This window comes from Rubripirellula amarantea (assembly GCF_007859865.1).
In the GTDB taxonomy this organism is placed as follows: Bacteria; Planctomycetota; Planctomycetia; order Pirellulales; family Pirellulaceae; genus Rubripirellula; species Rubripirellula amarantea.
Window position 1 is genome coordinate 831,068 of record NZ_SJPI01000003.1, and the last position, 17,420, is coordinate 848,487.

General features: G+C 53.4%; 17 protein-coding genes. 9 read left to right on the top strand and 8 right to left on the bottom strand.

All coding sequences use genetic code 11. The annotated features are described in order from the left end of the window. Nucleotides 1–58 precede the first annotated feature (58 nt). From ilvE to Pla22_RS23175, 3 genes are all read right to left on the bottom strand, one after another. On the bottom strand, nt 59–919 hold the full coding sequence (ilvE, locus tag Pla22_RS23165; RefSeq protein ID WP_146517184.1) for a branched-chain-amino-acid transaminase: 861 nt from the start codon (nt 917–919) through the stop codon (nt 59–61). A 62-nt stretch (nt 920–981) separates the two neighbouring features. Then, nucleotides 982–1,812 carry an enoyl-ACP reductase FabI gene (locus Pla22_RS23170; protein WP_146517186.1) on the bottom strand — a complete coding sequence of 277 codons (831 nt, stop codon included), beginning with the start codon at nt 1,810–1,812 and terminating at the stop codon, nt 982–984. Next, nucleotides 1,809–2,231 carry a 3-hydroxyacyl-ACP dehydratase FabZ family protein gene (locus tag Pla22_RS23175; protein ID WP_242632281.1) on the bottom strand — a complete coding sequence of 141 codons (423 nt, stop codon included), beginning with the start codon at nt 2,229–2,231 and terminating at the stop codon, nt 1,809–1,811. Before Pla22_RS23175 ends, Pla22_RS23170 begins: the two co-directional genes overlap by 4 nt. 120 nt (nt 2,232–2,351) lie before the next feature. Between Pla22_RS23175 and Pla22_RS23180 the strand changes: the two genes are divergently transcribed. From Pla22_RS23180 to Pla22_RS23205, 6 genes are all read left to right on the top strand, one after another. Then, nucleotides 2,352–3,617, top strand: coding sequence for a lactate racemase domain-containing protein (locus Pla22_RS23180; protein WP_146517189.1), 1,266 nt, complete (start codon nt 2,352–2,354; stop codon nt 3,615–3,617). Between the two features lie 300 nt (nt 3,618–3,917). Next, entirely contained in the window at nt 3,918–5,756 is a 1,839-nt protein-coding gene (locus Pla22_RS23185; RefSeq protein WP_146517191.1) for an AMP-binding protein, read from the top strand. Next, nucleotides 5,753–7,054 (top strand): thiolase family protein, encoded by a 1,302-nt coding sequence (locus Pla22_RS23190; RefSeq protein WP_146517193.1) that lies wholly within the window; start codon nt 5,753–5,755, stop codon nt 7,052–7,054. Before Pla22_RS23185 ends, Pla22_RS23190 begins: the two co-directional genes overlap by 4 nt. Then, on the top strand, nt 7,051–9,231 hold the full coding sequence (locus Pla22_RS23195; protein ID WP_146517195.1) for a 3-hydroxyacyl-CoA dehydrogenase NAD-binding domain-containing protein: 2,181 nt from the start codon (nt 7,051–7,053) through the stop codon (nt 9,229–9,231). The genes Pla22_RS23190 and Pla22_RS23195 overlap by 4 nt, the downstream gene beginning before the upstream one ends. Beyond that, nucleotides 9,228–11,162, top strand: a complete 1,935-nt coding sequence (locus Pla22_RS23200) for an acyl-CoA dehydrogenase family protein (protein ID WP_146517197.1) — start codon at nt 9,228–9,230, stop codon at nt 11,160–11,162. The genes Pla22_RS23195 and Pla22_RS23200 overlap by 4 nt, the downstream gene beginning before the upstream one ends. Nucleotides 11,163–11,210: 48 nt before the next feature. After that, the gene (locus tag Pla22_RS23205) at nt 11,211–12,167 is read left to right on the top strand and encodes a patatin-like phospholipase family protein (protein WP_146517198.1); all 957 of its coding nucleotides are present in this window, start codon (nt 11,211–11,213) and stop codon (nt 12,165–12,167) included. 11 nt (nt 12,168–12,178) lie between these two features. Here the strand turns inward: Pla22_RS23205 and Pla22_RS23210 are convergent, their stop codons facing one another. From Pla22_RS23210 to Pla22_RS23230, 5 genes are all read right to left on the bottom strand, one after another. After that, nucleotides 12,179–12,742 (bottom strand): putative signal transducing protein, encoded by a 564-nt coding sequence (locus Pla22_RS23210; RefSeq protein ID WP_146517200.1) that lies wholly within the window; start codon nt 12,740–12,742, stop codon nt 12,179–12,181. 137 nt (nt 12,743–12,879) lie between these two features. Further along, nucleotides 12,880–13,530, bottom strand: coding sequence for a DUF4332 domain-containing protein (locus tag Pla22_RS23215; protein WP_165440806.1), 651 nt, complete (start codon nt 13,528–13,530; stop codon nt 12,880–12,882). A gap of 105 nt (nt 13,531–13,635) precedes the next feature. Next, a complete protein-coding gene (locus tag Pla22_RS23220) occupies nt 13,636–14,106 on the bottom strand; it encodes a YaiI/YqxD family protein (RefSeq protein ID WP_146517204.1) in 471 nt (156 codons plus the stop codon). Nucleotides 14,107–14,124: 18 nt separating this feature from the next. Continuing rightward, complete coding sequence (locus Pla22_RS23225) at nt 14,125–14,949, bottom strand: ParA family protein (RefSeq protein ID WP_146517206.1); 825 nt, start codon at nt 14,947–14,949, stop codon at nt 14,125–14,127. A gap of 50 nt (nt 14,950–14,999) precedes the next feature. Next, nucleotides 15,000–15,260 (bottom strand): hypothetical protein, encoded by a 261-nt coding sequence (locus tag Pla22_RS23230; protein WP_146517208.1) that lies wholly within the window; start codon nt 15,258–15,260, stop codon nt 15,000–15,002. 404 nt (nt 15,261–15,664) lie between these two features. On the opposite strand from Pla22_RS23230, the gene Pla22_RS23235 reads away from it, so the two are divergent. From Pla22_RS23235 to Pla22_RS23245, 3 genes are read left to right on the top strand one after another with little or no spacing between them, the layout of a single operon-like run. After that, entirely contained in the window at nt 15,665–16,270 is a 606-nt protein-coding gene (locus Pla22_RS23235) for a hypothetical protein (RefSeq protein WP_146517210.1), read from the top strand. Nucleotides 16,271–16,298: 28 nt separating this feature from the next. Then, nucleotides 16,299–16,547: a hypothetical protein gene (locus Pla22_RS23240; RefSeq protein ID WP_146517212.1), complete on the top strand. Its 249-nt coding sequence runs from the start codon at nt 16,299–16,301 to the stop codon at nt 16,545–16,547. Then, complete coding sequence (locus Pla22_RS23245; RefSeq protein ID WP_146517214.1) at nt 16,544–17,335, top strand: biotin--[acetyl-CoA-carboxylase] ligase; 792 nt, start codon at nt 16,544–16,546, stop codon at nt 17,333–17,335. Before Pla22_RS23240 ends, Pla22_RS23245 begins: the two co-directional genes overlap by 4 nt. Nucleotides 17,336–17,420 lie beyond the last annotated feature (85 nt).

Genomic DNA, 17,420 nt, shown 5'->3' on the forward strand with positions numbered 1-17,420 from the left:
GCTTGCCTCGTCTCAAGACATTGGTGTTCACCTTGATTGGCAAACGCCGTAGCGATGACTACTGCTCGCGAACGAGTTTTCGAAACGCTTCGTTAAGCTTCGTCGTCACGGGACCAGGCTTACCGTTTCCGATCACGCGATCATCGAGCTTAACGGCGGCAATCACTTCAGCAGCACTACCGGTTAAAAAACATTCGTCCGCGATAAAGATGTCGTGACGCGTAAGCGGCACTTCATGAGTCTTGATTCCGGCCGCTTTGGCGAGTTCTAACACGGCACCACGCGTGATGCCTTCAAGAATTCCGGCATCAATCGGCGGCGTTGAAAGTTCCCCGCGCCGCACGATGAAAAGATTGTCGCCGGTGCATTCCGCTACTTCACCTTTGGTGTTCAGCATCACTGCTTCGACACATCCGGCCTTCAAGCCTTCCATCTTGGCCATGATGTTGTTGAGATAGTTCAGCGACTTGATTCGCGGGCTTAAGGCAGCAGGGTGATTACGGATCGTTGCCGCAGTCACCAGCTCCAAACCGTCTTCATACATTTGTTCCGGATAGAGACTGATCTTGTCCGCAATGATGATGATTTGTGGATTACTGCACTTGTAAGGATCAAGCCCTAACGGCCCGGCCCCACGAGTCACCACCAAACGAATGTACCCATCGTCGAGTGCGTTCTTAGCAACACACTCGTTTACATCGTCAGTGAGCTTTTCGATTGAGATGGGCATGGGCAACGCGATTGCAGCAGCAGATTCCCAAAGCCGAACAAGGTGCTGTTGCAAACGAAAGACGCGTCCACTGTAGATTCGCATTCCTTCGAAAACGCCATCGCCGTACAGCAGGCCATGATCGTAAACGCTAACCTTGGCATTCTCGCGCGAGAAGTACTCGCCGTTGATATAGATTTGTTGGCTCATCGGAAAAATCTAAGAGTTATGCTTAAAAAGAAATAGATAGCTAGCTGCAAGAAGCGTTCATCTTAATCGACGTCGGCGGATGTCACAGCACTAACAACGGAGGCATCGAAATAGTTAATGGACATGCCTGCGTCAACGACCACGGACTGGGCCGTGATACCACTGCTACGTGGACTGATTAAAAAGACGGCCGTCGATGCGACCTCGTCAGTGGACACTGCTCGGCCACGCGGGATGACTTTCTCGGCGTACAAATACGAATCAACGTAGCCGGGAATTCCAGCCGAAGCACTCGTCTTAAGCAAACCGGCCGCCACGGCATTGAAGCGCACTTCGCTAAATCGGCTGAACGACTTCGTTAAGAATGCAAGCGATGATTCAAGCGCCGCTTTGATCGGCGCCATGAAACCGTAGCTTTCGCTAGCCATGCGCGTGGTGCTAATTCCGATCGTGACGACGGATGCATCGTTCGCAAAACAGTCCTTCAATGCATTGCAAACACTCGTCAAAGAGAATGCTGAAATGTCGATCGCTTGCAAGAACTGTTGGCGTGTCGTTTCGTGAAACGGACGAATCCCTTCGGGATAATCCGCAAATGCAATCGAGTGAACCAAGCCGGCCAACTCGACGCCGTCGGACTTCAGCTTCGCCGCCATCGCATCAATCTGGGCCTGGTCTTCGACATCGCAAATTAGTGTTGTCCGGCCAGCGAGCAGCTTAGCGAGACTTTCTCGACGGGCTTCGCTTCGCAGGGTGTAGATCACGTTGACGCCGCAGCTTTCAAGAATATTGGCGATCCGATAGGCCACACTTTTCTTGTTAGCCACTCCCATTACCAGAACCGTCTTGTCAGACAGACTCAAAAAATCGAAAGCGGGTTCACGCTCGCTCATACTGAAACCTCGGGCTCACTCATCGTGACGGTAAAATCCAAACGTGCCGCCAGCTTGCCAGCAACCTTCAATTTGCCGGTGAGATAGTACGCATTGCTGACCTGCTCGTTTAGCGTGACCTCGATCTCAGCCGTGTCGCCTGGACGAACCATCTTCTTGAACTTGACCGAGTCCATCCGAGTGGCCACAGGCAAAGCTGTACTGCTTGCGGATTCACTGGCTTTGGAAAGCAGCACAGCACCGGCTTGCAGGCAGCATTCGCACTGAATCACGCCCGGCACGATTGGCGAATCGGGGAAATGCCCGTGAAAGAAGAATTCGTCCGCCGAAAAGGACTTTCGGCATACAATCGACGAGTCCGTTTCGGACACAATTTCGTCCACCAAGAGCATGGGAGCTCGATGGGGGATACGGTTCATGATTTCTTGTTCGCTCATTCGCTTATAAGACGCCAAACGCGGGCCCGAAGTCAAGCCGTAGCGAATTTGCTAGGCTGATAGAGAGTTGATTAACCACCGTCCTTTTCCCAGACCTAATTCATGACCACTTATTACGCTCGCGGCAGCGAAACGACGTCTCTGACTAACGAAGATTTGCGGGCAGCTATTGTCGATACATTTGCCAAGATTGGCGAGCGAAACAAGGTTCTGTTGCTGCCGCCCGATCAAACTCGGATGTTCAGCCGCGCCGGGGAAATGACCGCGATTTGTTACGAACTGCTCGGCGACAAGGTGAAGGACATCATGCCTGCCTTGGGCACGCATTCGCCAATGAAGCCGGGACAACTCGACCATATGTTCCCAGGAGTTCCTCACGAACTTTTCCGTCCGCATCGCTGGCGTGATGACGTAGTGACGCTTGGCGAAGTCCCCGCGGAATTCGTATCCGAGGTTACCGAAGGAGTCTATACGTCGGCTTGGAAAGCCCAGGTCAACAAGCTGCTTCGTGATGGCGGCCACGATCTGATCTTTTCGTTGGGGCAAGTCGTCCCCCATGAAGTGATTGGAATGGCCAATTACAACAAGAATGTGTTTGTCGGAACTGGCGGCGTCGAAGGCATTAACGAGAGCCACTACCTGAGCGCCATTTGCGGAATTGAACAAACGCTCGGTCGTGCGGACACTCCGCTGCGAAAGATACTCAACTACGCTCAAGATCACTTTTGCAAAGACATGCCGCTTCTTTATGCGTTGACAGTCGTGCAACAGATGCCCGATGGAACGCTGCATACGCGGGGTTTGTACATTGGTGATGATCACGAAACTTTTTTCCAAGCCGCTGATTTGGCGTACCAAGTCAACATTACGCATCTCGATCGTGCTCCACAGCATGTCGTGGCGTATCTCGACCCTAGCGAATTCAAGAGCACTTGGCTGGGAAACAAGTCGATCTATCGAACACGACTAGCCATCGCGACCGGTGGAAAGTTGACTGTGCTAGGCCCCGCAGTCGAAGAGTTTGGCGAGGATGCGCAAATCGATAAACTGATTCGCAAGTACGGCTATCGGACCAAGGAAGAGGTGGTCAAGCTGGTCGCGGAAAACGAAGACCTTGCCGCCAACCCGTCGGCCGCAGCTCACCTTGTTCACGGTTCACCGGAAAATCGTTTTCGCGTGATCTATGGTGCTGGAAAACTGTCCGCCGAGGAAGTTGAGTCGGTCGGCTACGAATACGGCGACGTCAACGAACTGATGAAGCGGTACGATGTGAGCAAATTAGATGACGGGTTCCACATGGACACCGATGGGACCGAATTCTACTTCATCCGCAATCCAGCCCTAGGACTGTGGCAAGCGCCTATCTGAGCGAAAAAGCTGCTTTCGACACAGCCTTTTACGGAAGCTTACCCACCCGTAAACGTCCCTGCGGAAAAAATCGAAACCCAAATTTGGCAGCAGGCCGTATAATGGGCTAGGTGGCGTCGGCTGGTCCGGCTCACGATGTCGGCCGTCTGCTGCCTGGGAAAGTTAGAGGTGAGTCTCGCAAGATCGCGGCTAACTTCCCGCATTATTTCGGTTCACCCCACACGGTGACTGAGAGCCGGCAACACCGTCGTACAACGAACGGTGCACGGACGTGCCAATCGGAATCGGAACAGATCCATCATGGGTTTTTTGCCACTCGATTCACCTGGCCGTGATGCGCAGCCCGACTACAATCCGTCGAAGGATTTTCCGGGTACGCTCGACTCACTGTCTTCGTCAACGCTTCCGGTCACTCATACCGATGACCATGGTCAAGCGACACCCCGAGGCATTTCGACCTATCGCGGACTCGCTGCGTTCGAGCTGTTAACTCACGCGGCTAACCAAGTTCCCGACCGTACGGCAATCGTCCAGGGTGACCAAGCATGGACATACGGGCAACTCGAGCAGTTGTCCCAACAAGCTGCTGCCATGCTGACAAGGAAGGGAATTCAACCGGGCGACCGTGTTGGCATCCTGTTGCCGAACACTGCTGAATACATCATTGCAGTGAACGCTATCTGGCGCTGTGAAGCAGTCGCTGTAGCAATTAGTCCTTTGATGGTTTCATCAGAGATTGAGTCTCTGTTGAAGCATACGGATTGTCATTGGGTAATTTGTCTCGATGTGTTGGCCAGCACGATTACTTGCCCGAGTGTCAAGTTGCTGCTGGTGTCCATTCGTGAGCAATTATCGACGGTCAACCAGCTCGGCTACCTCTGGATGAGACGGCAAAGCATCGGAGCTTGGACATTGGTGGGGGACGAACGACATCATGGATTTTGGCGTGAGACTCATGCCACCTCGGACGCAGCTCCGCAGGTAAGTTTCGACCCCGCCAAAACTCCTGCGTACATTCTTCCGACCGGCGGAACCACGGGAGCCGCTAAGTCCGTCACCCTGACGCACGAGAACATGGTAGCCAACGCGTGGCAACAATACATGTGGACGGGTCAGTCATTTGGCGTAGAAACCATGTTGGCCGTTTTGCCCTTCTTTCACAGCTACGGTATGTCGGCCATCGTGATGGCGGGAACTGCGATGGCGGCCACGCTCGTTTCTCATCACCGATACAACACCCACAAAACGATCGAGTTGCTCAACCAATTCGAACCGACGGTTTTTCATGCGGTGCCGGCGATGCTGGTGGCGATGAACGAAAAATTCCGGTCGCATCCCTTGCATTCTCGCTCGTTGAAATGGGTCATTTCCGGGGGAGCGTCGCTCGATGCGGCGGTGGCTGACGAATTTGCTCAACATTCCGGGGCGTTGGTTGTCGAAGGCTACGGCCTAAGTGAAGCATCACCGGTGACTCACGTCGGCGACCTATTCGGACCGCCTCACTATGGAACGATTGGCTATCCGCTGCCCGAAACCGCTTGCAAGATAGCGTCGCCGACCCATTTAGACCAAGCCGTCGCGCCGGGATCAATCGGCGAATTATTGATTCGTGGGCCGCAAGTCATGCAGGGCTACTGGAACGACCAGGATTCTACTGAAAAAGCATTTCACAACGGTTGGCTTTGCACGGGCGACCTAGCCGTGCAGCACGATGATGGCACTTATGAGATCGTTGGGCGAAAGAAAAACTTGATCATAACGTCCGGATTCAACGTCTACCCCAGCGAAGTCGAAGCCGTTCTTCGTTCGGCCCCCGGGGTTGCTGATGCGGCTGTGATCGGAATATCAGACGACAAGCGGGGTGAAGTTGTCAAAGCGTTCATTGTGGCAACAACGAAAGCCAAGTGGGACGAATCCGCCGTTCGGTCTTGGTGCCACGACCGATTGTCGAAACATAAGCAACCTCGTGTCTACGAGCTGGTAACCGGCGACCTTCCTCGCAATTTTTTGGGCAAGGTCATCCATCGATCTTTGCGAGAGGACAGTCGCCACGACCCTGGCGTTCAACACCCCGGTAAGGACGGTTCAGCTGATTCACCGGTGGACATCCCTGATTCGAAAAACGAGGTTGCATCATGAACACGCATTCGCCGATCGCTGTACTCGATGCTGTAAGGACTCCGTTCGCCAAAGCGTTCACCGACCTAAGTGGCGTTTCCGCAGTCGAACTCGGACGCACCGCGATGACCGGACTGCTAACGAAGCTCTCTTGCCGATGCCAAGATGTGGATGAAGTGATCTTCGGTAACGTGGGATCACCCGCTGATGCAGCCAACATCGCACGCGTGATCGCGTTGCGTTCAGGGCTGTCCTATCACACGATCGCGCACACCGTTCACCGCAACTGCGGGTCTGGGATGGAAGCAATTCTGGGTGGCTGGCAAGCAATCAATCATCGCGGATCGAAACTAGTGATCACCGGTGGAACCGAATCCATGTCGTCGATCCCGCTTTTCTTTTCGAAAGACGCGCAAGCCTATTTCACTCAACTGGGACGCTCTAAATCCTGGCTGCAAAAGCTTCGAACCATCCGAGGATTCCGACCGAGCTTCATGCGTCCCATTGCTGGGTTGCGGCTGGGCCTCACTGATCCAGTTTGCCATATGAACATGGGAGAAACCGCCGAACTGCTGGCAAAAGAATTCCGGATCAGCCGCGAAGATCAAGATCGGTTTGCACTGGAAAGCCATCATAAGGCTGAAGCCGCGTTCGAAGCGTGCTACCTGACCAGCGAGGTCACGCCAGTGGAACTGGAAAACGGGAAGAAGGTTGAACGCGACAACACTATTCGTGTCGGCCAAACCATGCAAGCACTTGCAAAACTCAAGCCTGTGTTCGCTAAACAAGGCAGTGTCACGGCGGGCAACAGCAGCCCGCTTACCGACGGCGCAGCGGCACTAGCACTTTGCTTACCCGAGCACGTGTCGGAGTATACCGACCAACCGCTGGGTTACGTGACCGCTTATTCGATCGCGGGATGCGATCCGTCGCGAATGGGGCTGGGCCCCGTGTACGCGATTGCCAAATTGATGGATCAGACGGGTTACACACTCAATGACTTTGATCTGATTGAAATCAACGAGGCCTTTGCTGCGCAAGTGATTGCCTGCCGCAAAGCGATCGAGTCACGACATTTCGCCGCAGATTATCTGAACCGTCGTCAAGCGCTCGGCGAGTGGCCTGAACCTAAAGTCAATGTGCTGGGAGGAGCGATTGCGTTGGGGCATCCTGTGGGTGCGACCGGCGCGAGATTGGTCCTAACACTTCTTCGAACGTTAAAAGCACGCGGCCTTCATCGTGGCCTTGCTACCCTCTGCATCGGAGGCGGCCAGGGAATGGCTATGGTTGTCGAAACCCAAATAGGATCTGAATCATGAAACTAAAGAATTCCTATCGTCATTTCCAACTCACGACCGATGAAAGCGGCGTCGTCACGCTTGCACTCAACGTGGTCGACCGCCCCTTGAACGTCCTGAATGCTGAGGTGATCGCCGAGCTTGCGGACATCGTGACGCAGTTGGAACAAAGTCACGGTCGTGAAATAAGTGCGGTCGTTATTCGTAGCAGCAAAGAGAGCGGATTCCTGGCCGGTGCCGATGTCAACGCGATTGCTGAGATCGCCGACCGCCATGAGGCTGGCAAAGTGATCGAGCTGGGCCAAATGCTGTTTCAGAGAGTCGAGAACCTTCCATTTCCAACCATAGCCGTCATCGACGGTCCCTGCATGGGCGGCGGTCTTGAGCTGGCTTTGGCATGTCGCTATCGAATCGCTCGCAACGTTGCCAGCACGCAGCTCGGCTTGCCTGAAATTAAACTTGGCCTGATCCCCGGCTGGGGCGGAACCCAACGACTGCCCCGGCTGATCGGGTTGCATCTAGCACTTCCTATGATCCTGACCGGGAAATCGGTTCGCCCGGCGGAAGCACTTCAAATCGGACTGATCGACGAGGCTATCGAAGCGGATCAATGGGAGGAAGGAATCGATGCGTTCATTTCGCAAATCATCGTAAACAACATAAACGGTCGTCGTTCGTTCACGCAGCGATTGAAACGATTCATCACGGACACTGCAATCGTTCGTGCTTTGGTCGTTCGCAAAGCGGAAAGTTCGATCCATCGTCGAGCAAAACACTATCCCGCATTGCCCGCCGCCGTCCGTGCAGCGGCGATTTCGTTCGACCCAGCGTTTGACGGCTATTTAGTGGAACGCGCCGAATTCCTGGATCTGCTCTATACGCCTACCTGTCGCAATCTGCTCGGCTTGTATTTGTCTCGCACGCGAGCGCAAAAGGTAACGACTTGGATTTCATCTGGACCCCAAAGCCCACTGCCACGCCGGCCCATCCAGAATGTCGCGGTGATTGGCGCGGGCGTGATGGGAGCAGGAATTGGTCAGTGGGCTGCAATACGCGGTTTCAACGTGGTTTTGAAGGAGGTCGATCAGGACATTGCGGCGTCTGCCCAAGATCGCATTCATCGGTCAATCCACTCCTTGGCCCAGCGGCAAAACTGGTCGAGCACAAAAACCGCCGACGTGAAATCGCGAATTTCTGTCACGGCTACTCTTGGCGATATCGCTGATGCCAACCTCGTGATCGAAGCGGTTGCTGAAAACATGAAGATCAAGTCCGCAGTCTTCCAGGATATAGAAAGCATCGTTCGGCCCAGCACCTTGGTCGTGTCCAACACATCGTCGTTGTCGATTGATGATATGGCGAGCAATCTGATGCATCCCAACCGGTTTGCCGGACTACATTTCTTCAATCCGGTTCACCGAATGGATTTGGTCGAAGTGGTCCGTGGCACGAAATCGGATGAGGCTGCGATGGGCGATTTGATCACGTTTGTTCGTTCCCTTGGGAAAGTTCCAGTAGTCACCAACGACTCACCCGGATTCGTGGTCAACCGCATCTTGTTCCCCTACCTCAGTGAAGCGATGCGAATGGTGATGGAGCGAATCGCACCGGAAACGATTGATGCCGAGGCTCGTGATTTTGGAATGCCAATGGGACCAATCGAACTGCTTGACCAAGTTGGTTTGGACGTAGCACTGCAAGTGGCACGATCACTCGGCGAGATTCAGGAAGAGAACTCGGCGACTCAAACGATGCTTGCTCGGATGGTCGAGCGACGTGAACTAGGGCAAAAAGTTGGCAAAGGGTTTTACCACTATCACAAAGGCAAAAAGACGACATCGCGTGAGAGCTCGATCGCGGGTTTGGCCATTGGAAATCGCTTGGCTCCGCCAGCAATACTCGCAGATCGCGATGATGGAATGACGGCCATCCAGCGTCGGCTGATCTACCCCATGTTGATCGAAGCGAAACGTTGTGTGGACGAACGCGTGGTTGAGTTCCCATGGGCGATTGATTTGGCGATGGTTTTGGGCACGGGATTTGCGCCGCACCTAGGTGGCCCTTTGTCGGTAATTAAGCAAATTGGCTTCGAAACCTTTGATGCCCAGAGAACCAATTTGGAACGTCACTTCGGGGAACGCTTCTCACTAGGTCCAGCGACGGACCCTCTTACTCAAACTGTCAGGGAAATGTCATGAGTACCGATATCAAAAAAACCAACGTCGACAAAGAAGCTACGTCATTTGCGGAAATGGCACTCACACTCGGTGGGGCTAGTGCGGATGAAGCAAAACGCACCGGAGTGCTCGACACCGCAGATGATCAAGTGGAGGGTTTCTTCGCACCTCAGTACCAAACGCGATTGAGTCCGGTTCACCGCGCGGTTTGGGATTCTCATTTGCCAACCGAATTGTTCGTTCCTGCCTCTGCGGAAGCATCGAACGCGGTGGAAAAGGTGACACACGATTCCCTTGACGTGGTTCTGCGTCATCAGAAGGCGAACTCTTTGTATGACGATCGTGGAAAAGTCAGCGAATCCGTGCTAGCGGAACTGGGCGCAGCAGGATACTTCGGGTTGCTAGTCGATCCGAAGTATGGAGGTAGCGGCGCGACAATGACTCAGTTCGCAAAGATGATCACTCGCATGGCAATGATTGAGCCAACCATTGCGGGTTTGGCGTCGGTACATGGCTGCATCGGTGCGGTTGACCCAGTGCGTTCGTTTGGAACCGATGAACAAAAACAACGGTTTCTTCCCAGCTTAGCGAGCGGCCAACGGTTATCAGGCTTTGCTTTGACCGAACCGGGTGCCGGCAGCGATCTTACGGCACTGCGAACGGTGGCGGTACGCGAGGGAGATTACTACTACGTCACCGGTGAGAAACTTTTCATCACGAATGCGACCAACGGCCGAACGGTGGGATTGGTGTGCAAGATCAAAGACAAACCGAGTGTCCTTGTCATTGATCTTCCCGAACAAGAAGACGAAACGTTTCAAATTCGCCGTTACGGCATCTATGCTTTGCGACGTGCTCACAACAACGGATTGATCTTCCGCAACTTCCGTGTGCCAGTCGAGAATTTGCTCACACCCGCGATGGGTGATGGATTGACGATCGCCTATCACGGGCTAAATCTCGGTCGAGTTGCACTATGTGCGAATGCGGCTGGAACAATGCGGGCTATGCTCGCGGAAATGCTTCCTTGGGCGGCGATGCGAGTAACCTATGGACAACCTATTGATCGACGGGAGCTAGTGCGTCGCCGAATTGGGCATTTGGCCGGGGCAATCGTCTCTGCTGATGCACTCACGGCTTGGTGCTCAGGTTTGCTCGATCAGGGCTATCGAGGAGAGATGGAATGCATCGTGGCAAAGATCTACGGCAGCGAAGCTCAAAAGGAAGCCGCCATCGAATGGTTCATGAAAACGCACGGAGGCCGCTCGTTCTTGCATGGGCACACGTTCGGTGACAACGTGCACGATTTCTTAGCGCCGTGCATTTACGAAGGCGAAGGAGAAATGCTGGGCATGGCATTCTTCAAATCTCTCGTTAAGCATCATGGCAAAGAGTACTTCGAATCGATTGGCAAAACGCTACACGAACGGGGAGTACGAAAACCGAATCTAGCCAACCCAAGCCATGTGTGGATGTTGCGTCGGCCGATGATGAATTACGCTCGCTGGTATTTGGGACGCAAATTCGCAAGGAGCTCCGCGACGGCATTGCCACCTTTGCCTGATGGAATGGCAAATCATGCGAAGTATGCGATGAAAGTACTCTCGCGTAGTGGCATGGCGATTAGTGCCGTCATGCGTCAGCATCAACTAAAACTCGCTGACCGACAGTGCCGCATGTCTGCGTTGTCGTCTCAATTGCAGGATGCGATTGTGATCTTGGTAACCGCGTTGCACACCACTTCTTTCCAATCTTCCTCCATGGACGATCAAATCTTGGTAGCTGCTAGTGACGCGCTGTGCCGGCGACTGAGATCACGACTCACGGGTCGCAGTCCGAGCGATGCTGATTTCCGCCAAGTCACCGATCTTGGCAAAATGATCGCCGAGCACGGTTGGAAGGAAATCGAGTTTGCGAAACCGAACGAGATAATGATGCGATACAACGACTAAGTCTTAGGGGAACAGGCATCACGCAATCACCGCTACGGATTTTCGACTATGAATTGGCTTCGCTATCTAGGAATCGACAATCGCGAGAATCATCCTCGCGATCGAGTCACTGTAGTTTTGGGTGGTGGTGGGGCGCGCGGACTTTCCCACCTCGGAGTTCTGCGTGCCATGGAGGCGAGGTCCATCGCAATCGACCGCATTTTGGGTGTCAGTATTGGTGCATTGGTAGGGGCTTTGCACGCAACGAGTGACAATGCGCACGATGCCCAGCAAAAAGCGTTCACACTGCTCAAATCAAAGTCATTCGCTCGCACGAAGTCAGAATTAGCGATGGCGTCAGGTCCATCAAAGCCAGACCACACCGAAAGCTACTTTCAATGGTTTGCTCAAGCCAAACGAATGGTTGCCGCTCATCGACGCCTTTCGCGTGGCCTGACCAGTGCAGGGCTATTGTCCGACATTTGGTTACGCGAAGCGATTGACCACCTGTTGCCCGACATCGACATAGCCCAAACACGCGTTCCCATTTCTATTGCGGCGATTGACTTGTTGTCGGGAAGGCGAGTGACGCTCGATCGAGGGCCGCTCAGGCTAGCCGTCCGCGCATCGATGTCTATCCCAGGAATCTTTCCGCCTGTCCGTTGGCAAAGCAACAAGCTTCAGCGAGGACACAACCTGCTGCTTTGCGATTTGGGTGTGATCGAGTCAGCCCCGGTTGAATTGGCGCGCCAGCACGGAGCCAAGTATGTCGTAGCCGTTGACGTCGCGCAAGAGTTGCCCCCCATCGTCAAGTGCGACTCCGCGATGGAGATCACCATGCGAGTGGGCGACATCAGCGAGCAACTGATGCGACCTTACCAGACCACCAAAGCTGATCTGGTGATTCGTCCGGACGTCGGGCACGTATCCTGGTTTGACTTCAGCCAACCGGCCACCCTAATTCGAGCGGGTTTCAAAGCTGGACAGGATGCAATGACCGGATTCTCTTTCGACAAAGCTGCGTAAGACAATTTTATCTAACCAGCAATGATCAAGAGCAAAGCGATCACCACCAACAGGACGAAGCTAGCGACAACCCACATCTTGGGAACTCGCCTTGGAACCGTCACACCGTCTACAGATGTGTCATGATCCGCTGGAATCAAGACCGGCAGATAAGGATTCGACTGAGGTTCGGTTTGAATGAGTTTCGCTTCGGATTCTTGCGCATAGGTTGGCGGTTGCAAGGGATTCGCATCGGGCACTAGGTCACCTGAACCGTCGGATCGAGGAGCCTGGCAATTCCAGCACAGCTCGAACGCTGGCTCGTTCGGCTCACCGCACTCGCCGCAAGTCCAGTCGCCCGCGAGTTCAAGAGTTTCTTGATCACGTTTGAGAATGGCAACAGCACGATCGTAATCCTCGACCGCTACCTCTAATCGTGCCCCCTGTCGAATCGCAGATTCACCAATTCCAATATCCGCCGCATGGGTGACGTTATGCAAAGTGGCATTAATATTCTCCACAGCTAAACGACTGCGTATTAGTTCCGCTTCGATGACATCACCGAAGTATCGAAGCGTTACGTTCGTAGCATGCATGAGCAAGTCACCTTAACTGGATAACCGGGGTGTTAACACAGGCTCCATTATAGATAGACCCAGGGCGCGGAATATCTAAGGATTCTAGGGTTCGCTCTCAATGCACCAATTTGGCCGAAGCGTGGTCTCTGATACGTCTAAGCAACGCGCGCTTGTGCCGCATGCCGGACATACATCGACTCACAATGCTCGATCCATCGCTTTAGCCTGCGGACGCTGGGTAGACGTCGGCCACGAAGCTGAGATTGACCAGTTGAACTTTCGGCAAAACGTTCAAGGTCTCGATGAAGAACAACCGGTTTTTCGTGTGCTAGGCCACGGACGCTGCGGCGATGGATGCAAACTAACAACATGGCGTCACGAGGCATCATTCCGGGAACGGACGCCGCCAATCGAACAGCCCGCCGATACTGACGAAGAATATGAGCAGCCTTCTTAGGCGAACCGAACTTCTTGGCGATCCGATCCGGATCACAGTTCGCCAAATCGCCAGCGGTCTCGATCCCTAGTTCAGCGAGTCGTTCCGCACGCCGAGGGCTACAGATTCGCGTGTGTTCAAGCTTCATCGACAACAAACGCTGGCGATGGGTGCTTACCGTGGGAACATGGGGAACAGGTTGGGGTTGGTTCTGCAACAACCCTCGCGATTGCGTTTTTGGGGTGGCCTGCGGTGCATGAAGGTCGACCGGCTTAGGCACTTTTGCGTAAAGAGTGACGTTGGGGAGGCCACTTTCAATTTTCCGTGGCGGCTGAGGCGAGGAAAACAGACGCAGAAAAGACTGGAGCATGACGTGAAACCAAAGAAAAGATTGAGAAGAGTTGTCAGCGAGCCTATGGTCTAGACAATCTTGCCCCATCGATGCCAGAGAAAAAACATGACACTAGCATGACACTTAAGAGTTCCGGTCCCATCGTTTGAGGGCCTTGGCTAATGTCCGATCGAACGAGGCGGCAAATTCTTTCTTGTCACGGTCTCCGTACGGAGCGGCTCCGCTGGTTTGCACGCCGGTGCCTCGCAATTCATCCATGAAGTTCCGCATCGACAAACGCCCCGCGATGTTGTCGGGCGTGAACAGGTCGCCTCGCGGGTCGATAACGTGAACTCCTTTGTCGACCAACTCCGCGGCCAGCGGTAAATCCGCCGTAATGGCCAGCTCACCACTCAAAGCATTCTGAACAATGTACTGGTCGGCGACATTAGCACCATCGACAACCACCACGGATCGCACCATGGGTGCATCGGCGGGAGTGGCAAGTCTTCGGTTTGCGACCAACAACGTTTCGATTTCCAATCGCTTGGCGGCTCGAAAGACGACGTCTTTAACGTCTCGCGGGGCCGCGTCAGCGTCAATCCAAATTCTCATGCCCAAATCATAACCTGATTAGGCCGCTGCTCGGACAACTTGCCCATTCTTGACGCATTCTTGCTGCAGCACTTCCTCAGCCAACGCAAGGTAGTCTGTGGCACCATTGCTTTCGGGAGCATAGTCAAAAATTGACTTCCCAAAACTGGGCGCTTCTGCCAAGCGAATATTGCGTCGCACTCGAGTGTCGAAGAACTTTGCACCACGAAAGAATTCGCGACCGTTTTGACCAGCTTGGAAGAATTCATCCAAATCGTTGCTCACTTCGGCAGCTAAACGGGTGTTGGAATCATACATGCACAACATGACGCCCGATAAACGCAGATCGCTGTTGAGTCGTCGCGAGACAACTTCGATGGTTCGAAGCAGTTTGCTTAGTCCGTGCAGGGCTAAGAAATGCGGTTGCAGGGGAAGAAAGACCTCACCTACCGCAACAAGCGCGTTGACCGTCAGCACTCCTAGACTTGGTGGACAATCCAAAACCATGTAGTCGAACTTTTCGCTATCGTCTTCGACACGGTCTCGCAGGATCATTTCACGACCGACTTCACCGGCGAGTTCAAGTTCGGCCGCCGCCAAATCCAGGTTAGCCGGGACCACGGACAAGTTGCTGGTAACAACACGACGAGCTTGCTCCAGCGATGCTTCGCCGCACAGCACTTCGTACATCGTCGCATCGCCATCCACCGCGCTAATACCGAGGTGCAGTGACGCGTGAGCTTGAGGATCAAGGTCCATCAAACACACTCGCTTTCCCGTATTGGCAAGTGCCGCAGCGAGGTTGACGGAGCTGGTGGTTTTACCAACGCCGCCTTTTTGATTGATCACAGCTATTGAACGCATGGTGATTCCTTTCGTGCCTAATTCCGTGGAAGAAAAAACTGACTAACGCACTAGGCAGCCGCAGTCCCACGCATGGAGTGATACGCCATTAGAACGTCGAACAAATCCGAATCGATCTCAATTGTGTCGTTCGCAAAGTCATGCAACCAAGCACGATTGCTTTCCGCCGCTTCCATCAATAACGGCACCATCTTCGACAATGGCACCGAAACGCGTTTCGGCTCTGCCATGCCCGTCACCTGATCAAGTTCGCGTTGTCGACGACGATCAAGATGGTTCGTTGGGTAGATGCGTAGGGAAGGTTGCGACATCAGGAAGAACTTTCAAATCGAGAACATATATCGTGGGGAGGTTGCGATCATCCATCCGGGAAGATCGATCATCGCTATCAAGGTATCGACCTTACCGGTTAGGCAAATTGAACTGAATTTTCAATTTTTCTTCATGCTCGTGTTTCACTAACGCGTTAGCCAGAGTCAAAACCGAGAAGCATCAATTTGATGTCCCACGTGTTCGAACTGATACACAGCGATCGAGATTCATTGCAACGGGATGTCGACACGTTTGGACGCAGAGAAGAAATTTCCCTTGATAAACATGCACATCGCGGCTGTGAAACGCAAGTTTTTGCGAACACCCGCCCAATGGCACGCACGATGCATGGCGATTCACGCCAACGCAACTCACAATCTTCAACACGCAAAATGTCATTGTCATGAAACTCAGATCAACCAAGTCGGCCGGCCTCATCATCTTGGCTCTCATCACCCTCGGACTATCCAACACTGCAGCCTCGGCTTCGCATGGCACGCCCCTAGAATGTGCTGCAGATGAGTACCGGGATGCGATGTTGAGATTTGAACGTGAAGTGAACCAAGCTCGCGAGTTCGGACGTGCCTATGAGCGACTTGCCGATGATCTTGAAGACGCCAGCGGCAGACTGCGAAGCGCATCGCGAAACTTGAAGCATCCCGAACGACTCTTGCGGGCATGGGCAGAAGTTCAGTTCTTACACCCTCGAGTTGAACAGACTTTTTTCTCGCTACCACCCACACGCACGCTTTCTATCCTGGCTGTTCACTGGGACCGCGTTGCCTGCGCGTATGAATCACTTGCTGTTGAATTGCAATGTGTCAACCATCCCCACCGTTATGCCGCAGGCCGTTTCGATACACCGCTTGTTCCTCGTACTTTTGATTACCAGACTAGGTACGGTTCCCCGTCAATTACACAAGGATTATCTCGGGATCGTTCCACTTTGATGATGCGACATCTGGGGAATGCGAAGATCGGGGCAACCTTGCAGAGACGTCTCGATTGACGGTAGCGAGTTACGATAGAATCATGGCATGAGTTACAAACATAATGACGAGGACGACTACCGAGACGATCAACACAACGACGATGAGTACAACAACGATGAGTACCAGGACGAATATGAAGACGACTTTGACTACGAAGAGTTTGTAAGCGAAAACTACGGCACTTCGATTAGCAACACTCAAACGAAAATGATTTGGCGTCTTGTGGCAGTGGTCCTGTTGCTCGTCTTCGCCGGTCCCGTAGTAATATCGTTGTTGCAAGCGTTCTCACAATGACAGACTTGCTGACGATTCAAGGGCAAGCGGACGTTCGCGGCTCACGCGTACTTTCGCAACTGATTAGCGACGGAGTGTGTCGGTCAGCGTGGCATGCTGATCGAGCGCTTTCGACCAACACAACGGCTCTGGACCAAATTCACAAAGGTGAATTATTGCCGACAGATTGTCCAAGGGTCTTTTTAGCGGACATTCAAACTGCAGGCCGAGGCCGACACGGGCGGCAATGGATCAGTGAGACCGACAATCTTGCGGTCTCAATGGTGGTCGATGCGGGCGAGGTCGCGAGTCCATCGGCGAAACTGCTTCCGATAAGCGTAGGCGTTGCCATCGCTCAAGCCATCGAACACCAAATTGCACCCATGCGGGTGCAGTTGAAGTGGCCGAATGACATTTGGCTCAACAATTCCAAGCTAGCGGGCATTTTGATTGAACGCAGTTCCGTCGCCCCCGAACTAGCCGTGGTGGGAATGGGTATCAATGTCGGCAGCGCTCCCGAGCAAGCCGTTTCGCTCATGTCCGCAACGGGGCGTCCCATCGACAAGCTAGAAGTGCTCGAATCAATAATCATTCAAGTCAGCGACATAATGAAGAGTCACGATGATCACGTCATCAACGAATTCCGATCGCGATGCTTACTTACGCGGAAACGTATCACATTCCAGTATCATGGCATGGATCGGTCAGGCGAATGTTTGGGTATTGATGAACATGGCCGAATGAACGTTCAAACAGAGGACGGAATGACTACGATTGAAAGCGGGGAAGTGAGCTTGGTCCGTTTTTGATCTGGTTTTCTTTTTCGAAACGCTTCGTTCTTCGCTTGTTCGCAACTTCGCTATTTGCTTCGACGCTTCACAGCTTGTGTTGCCT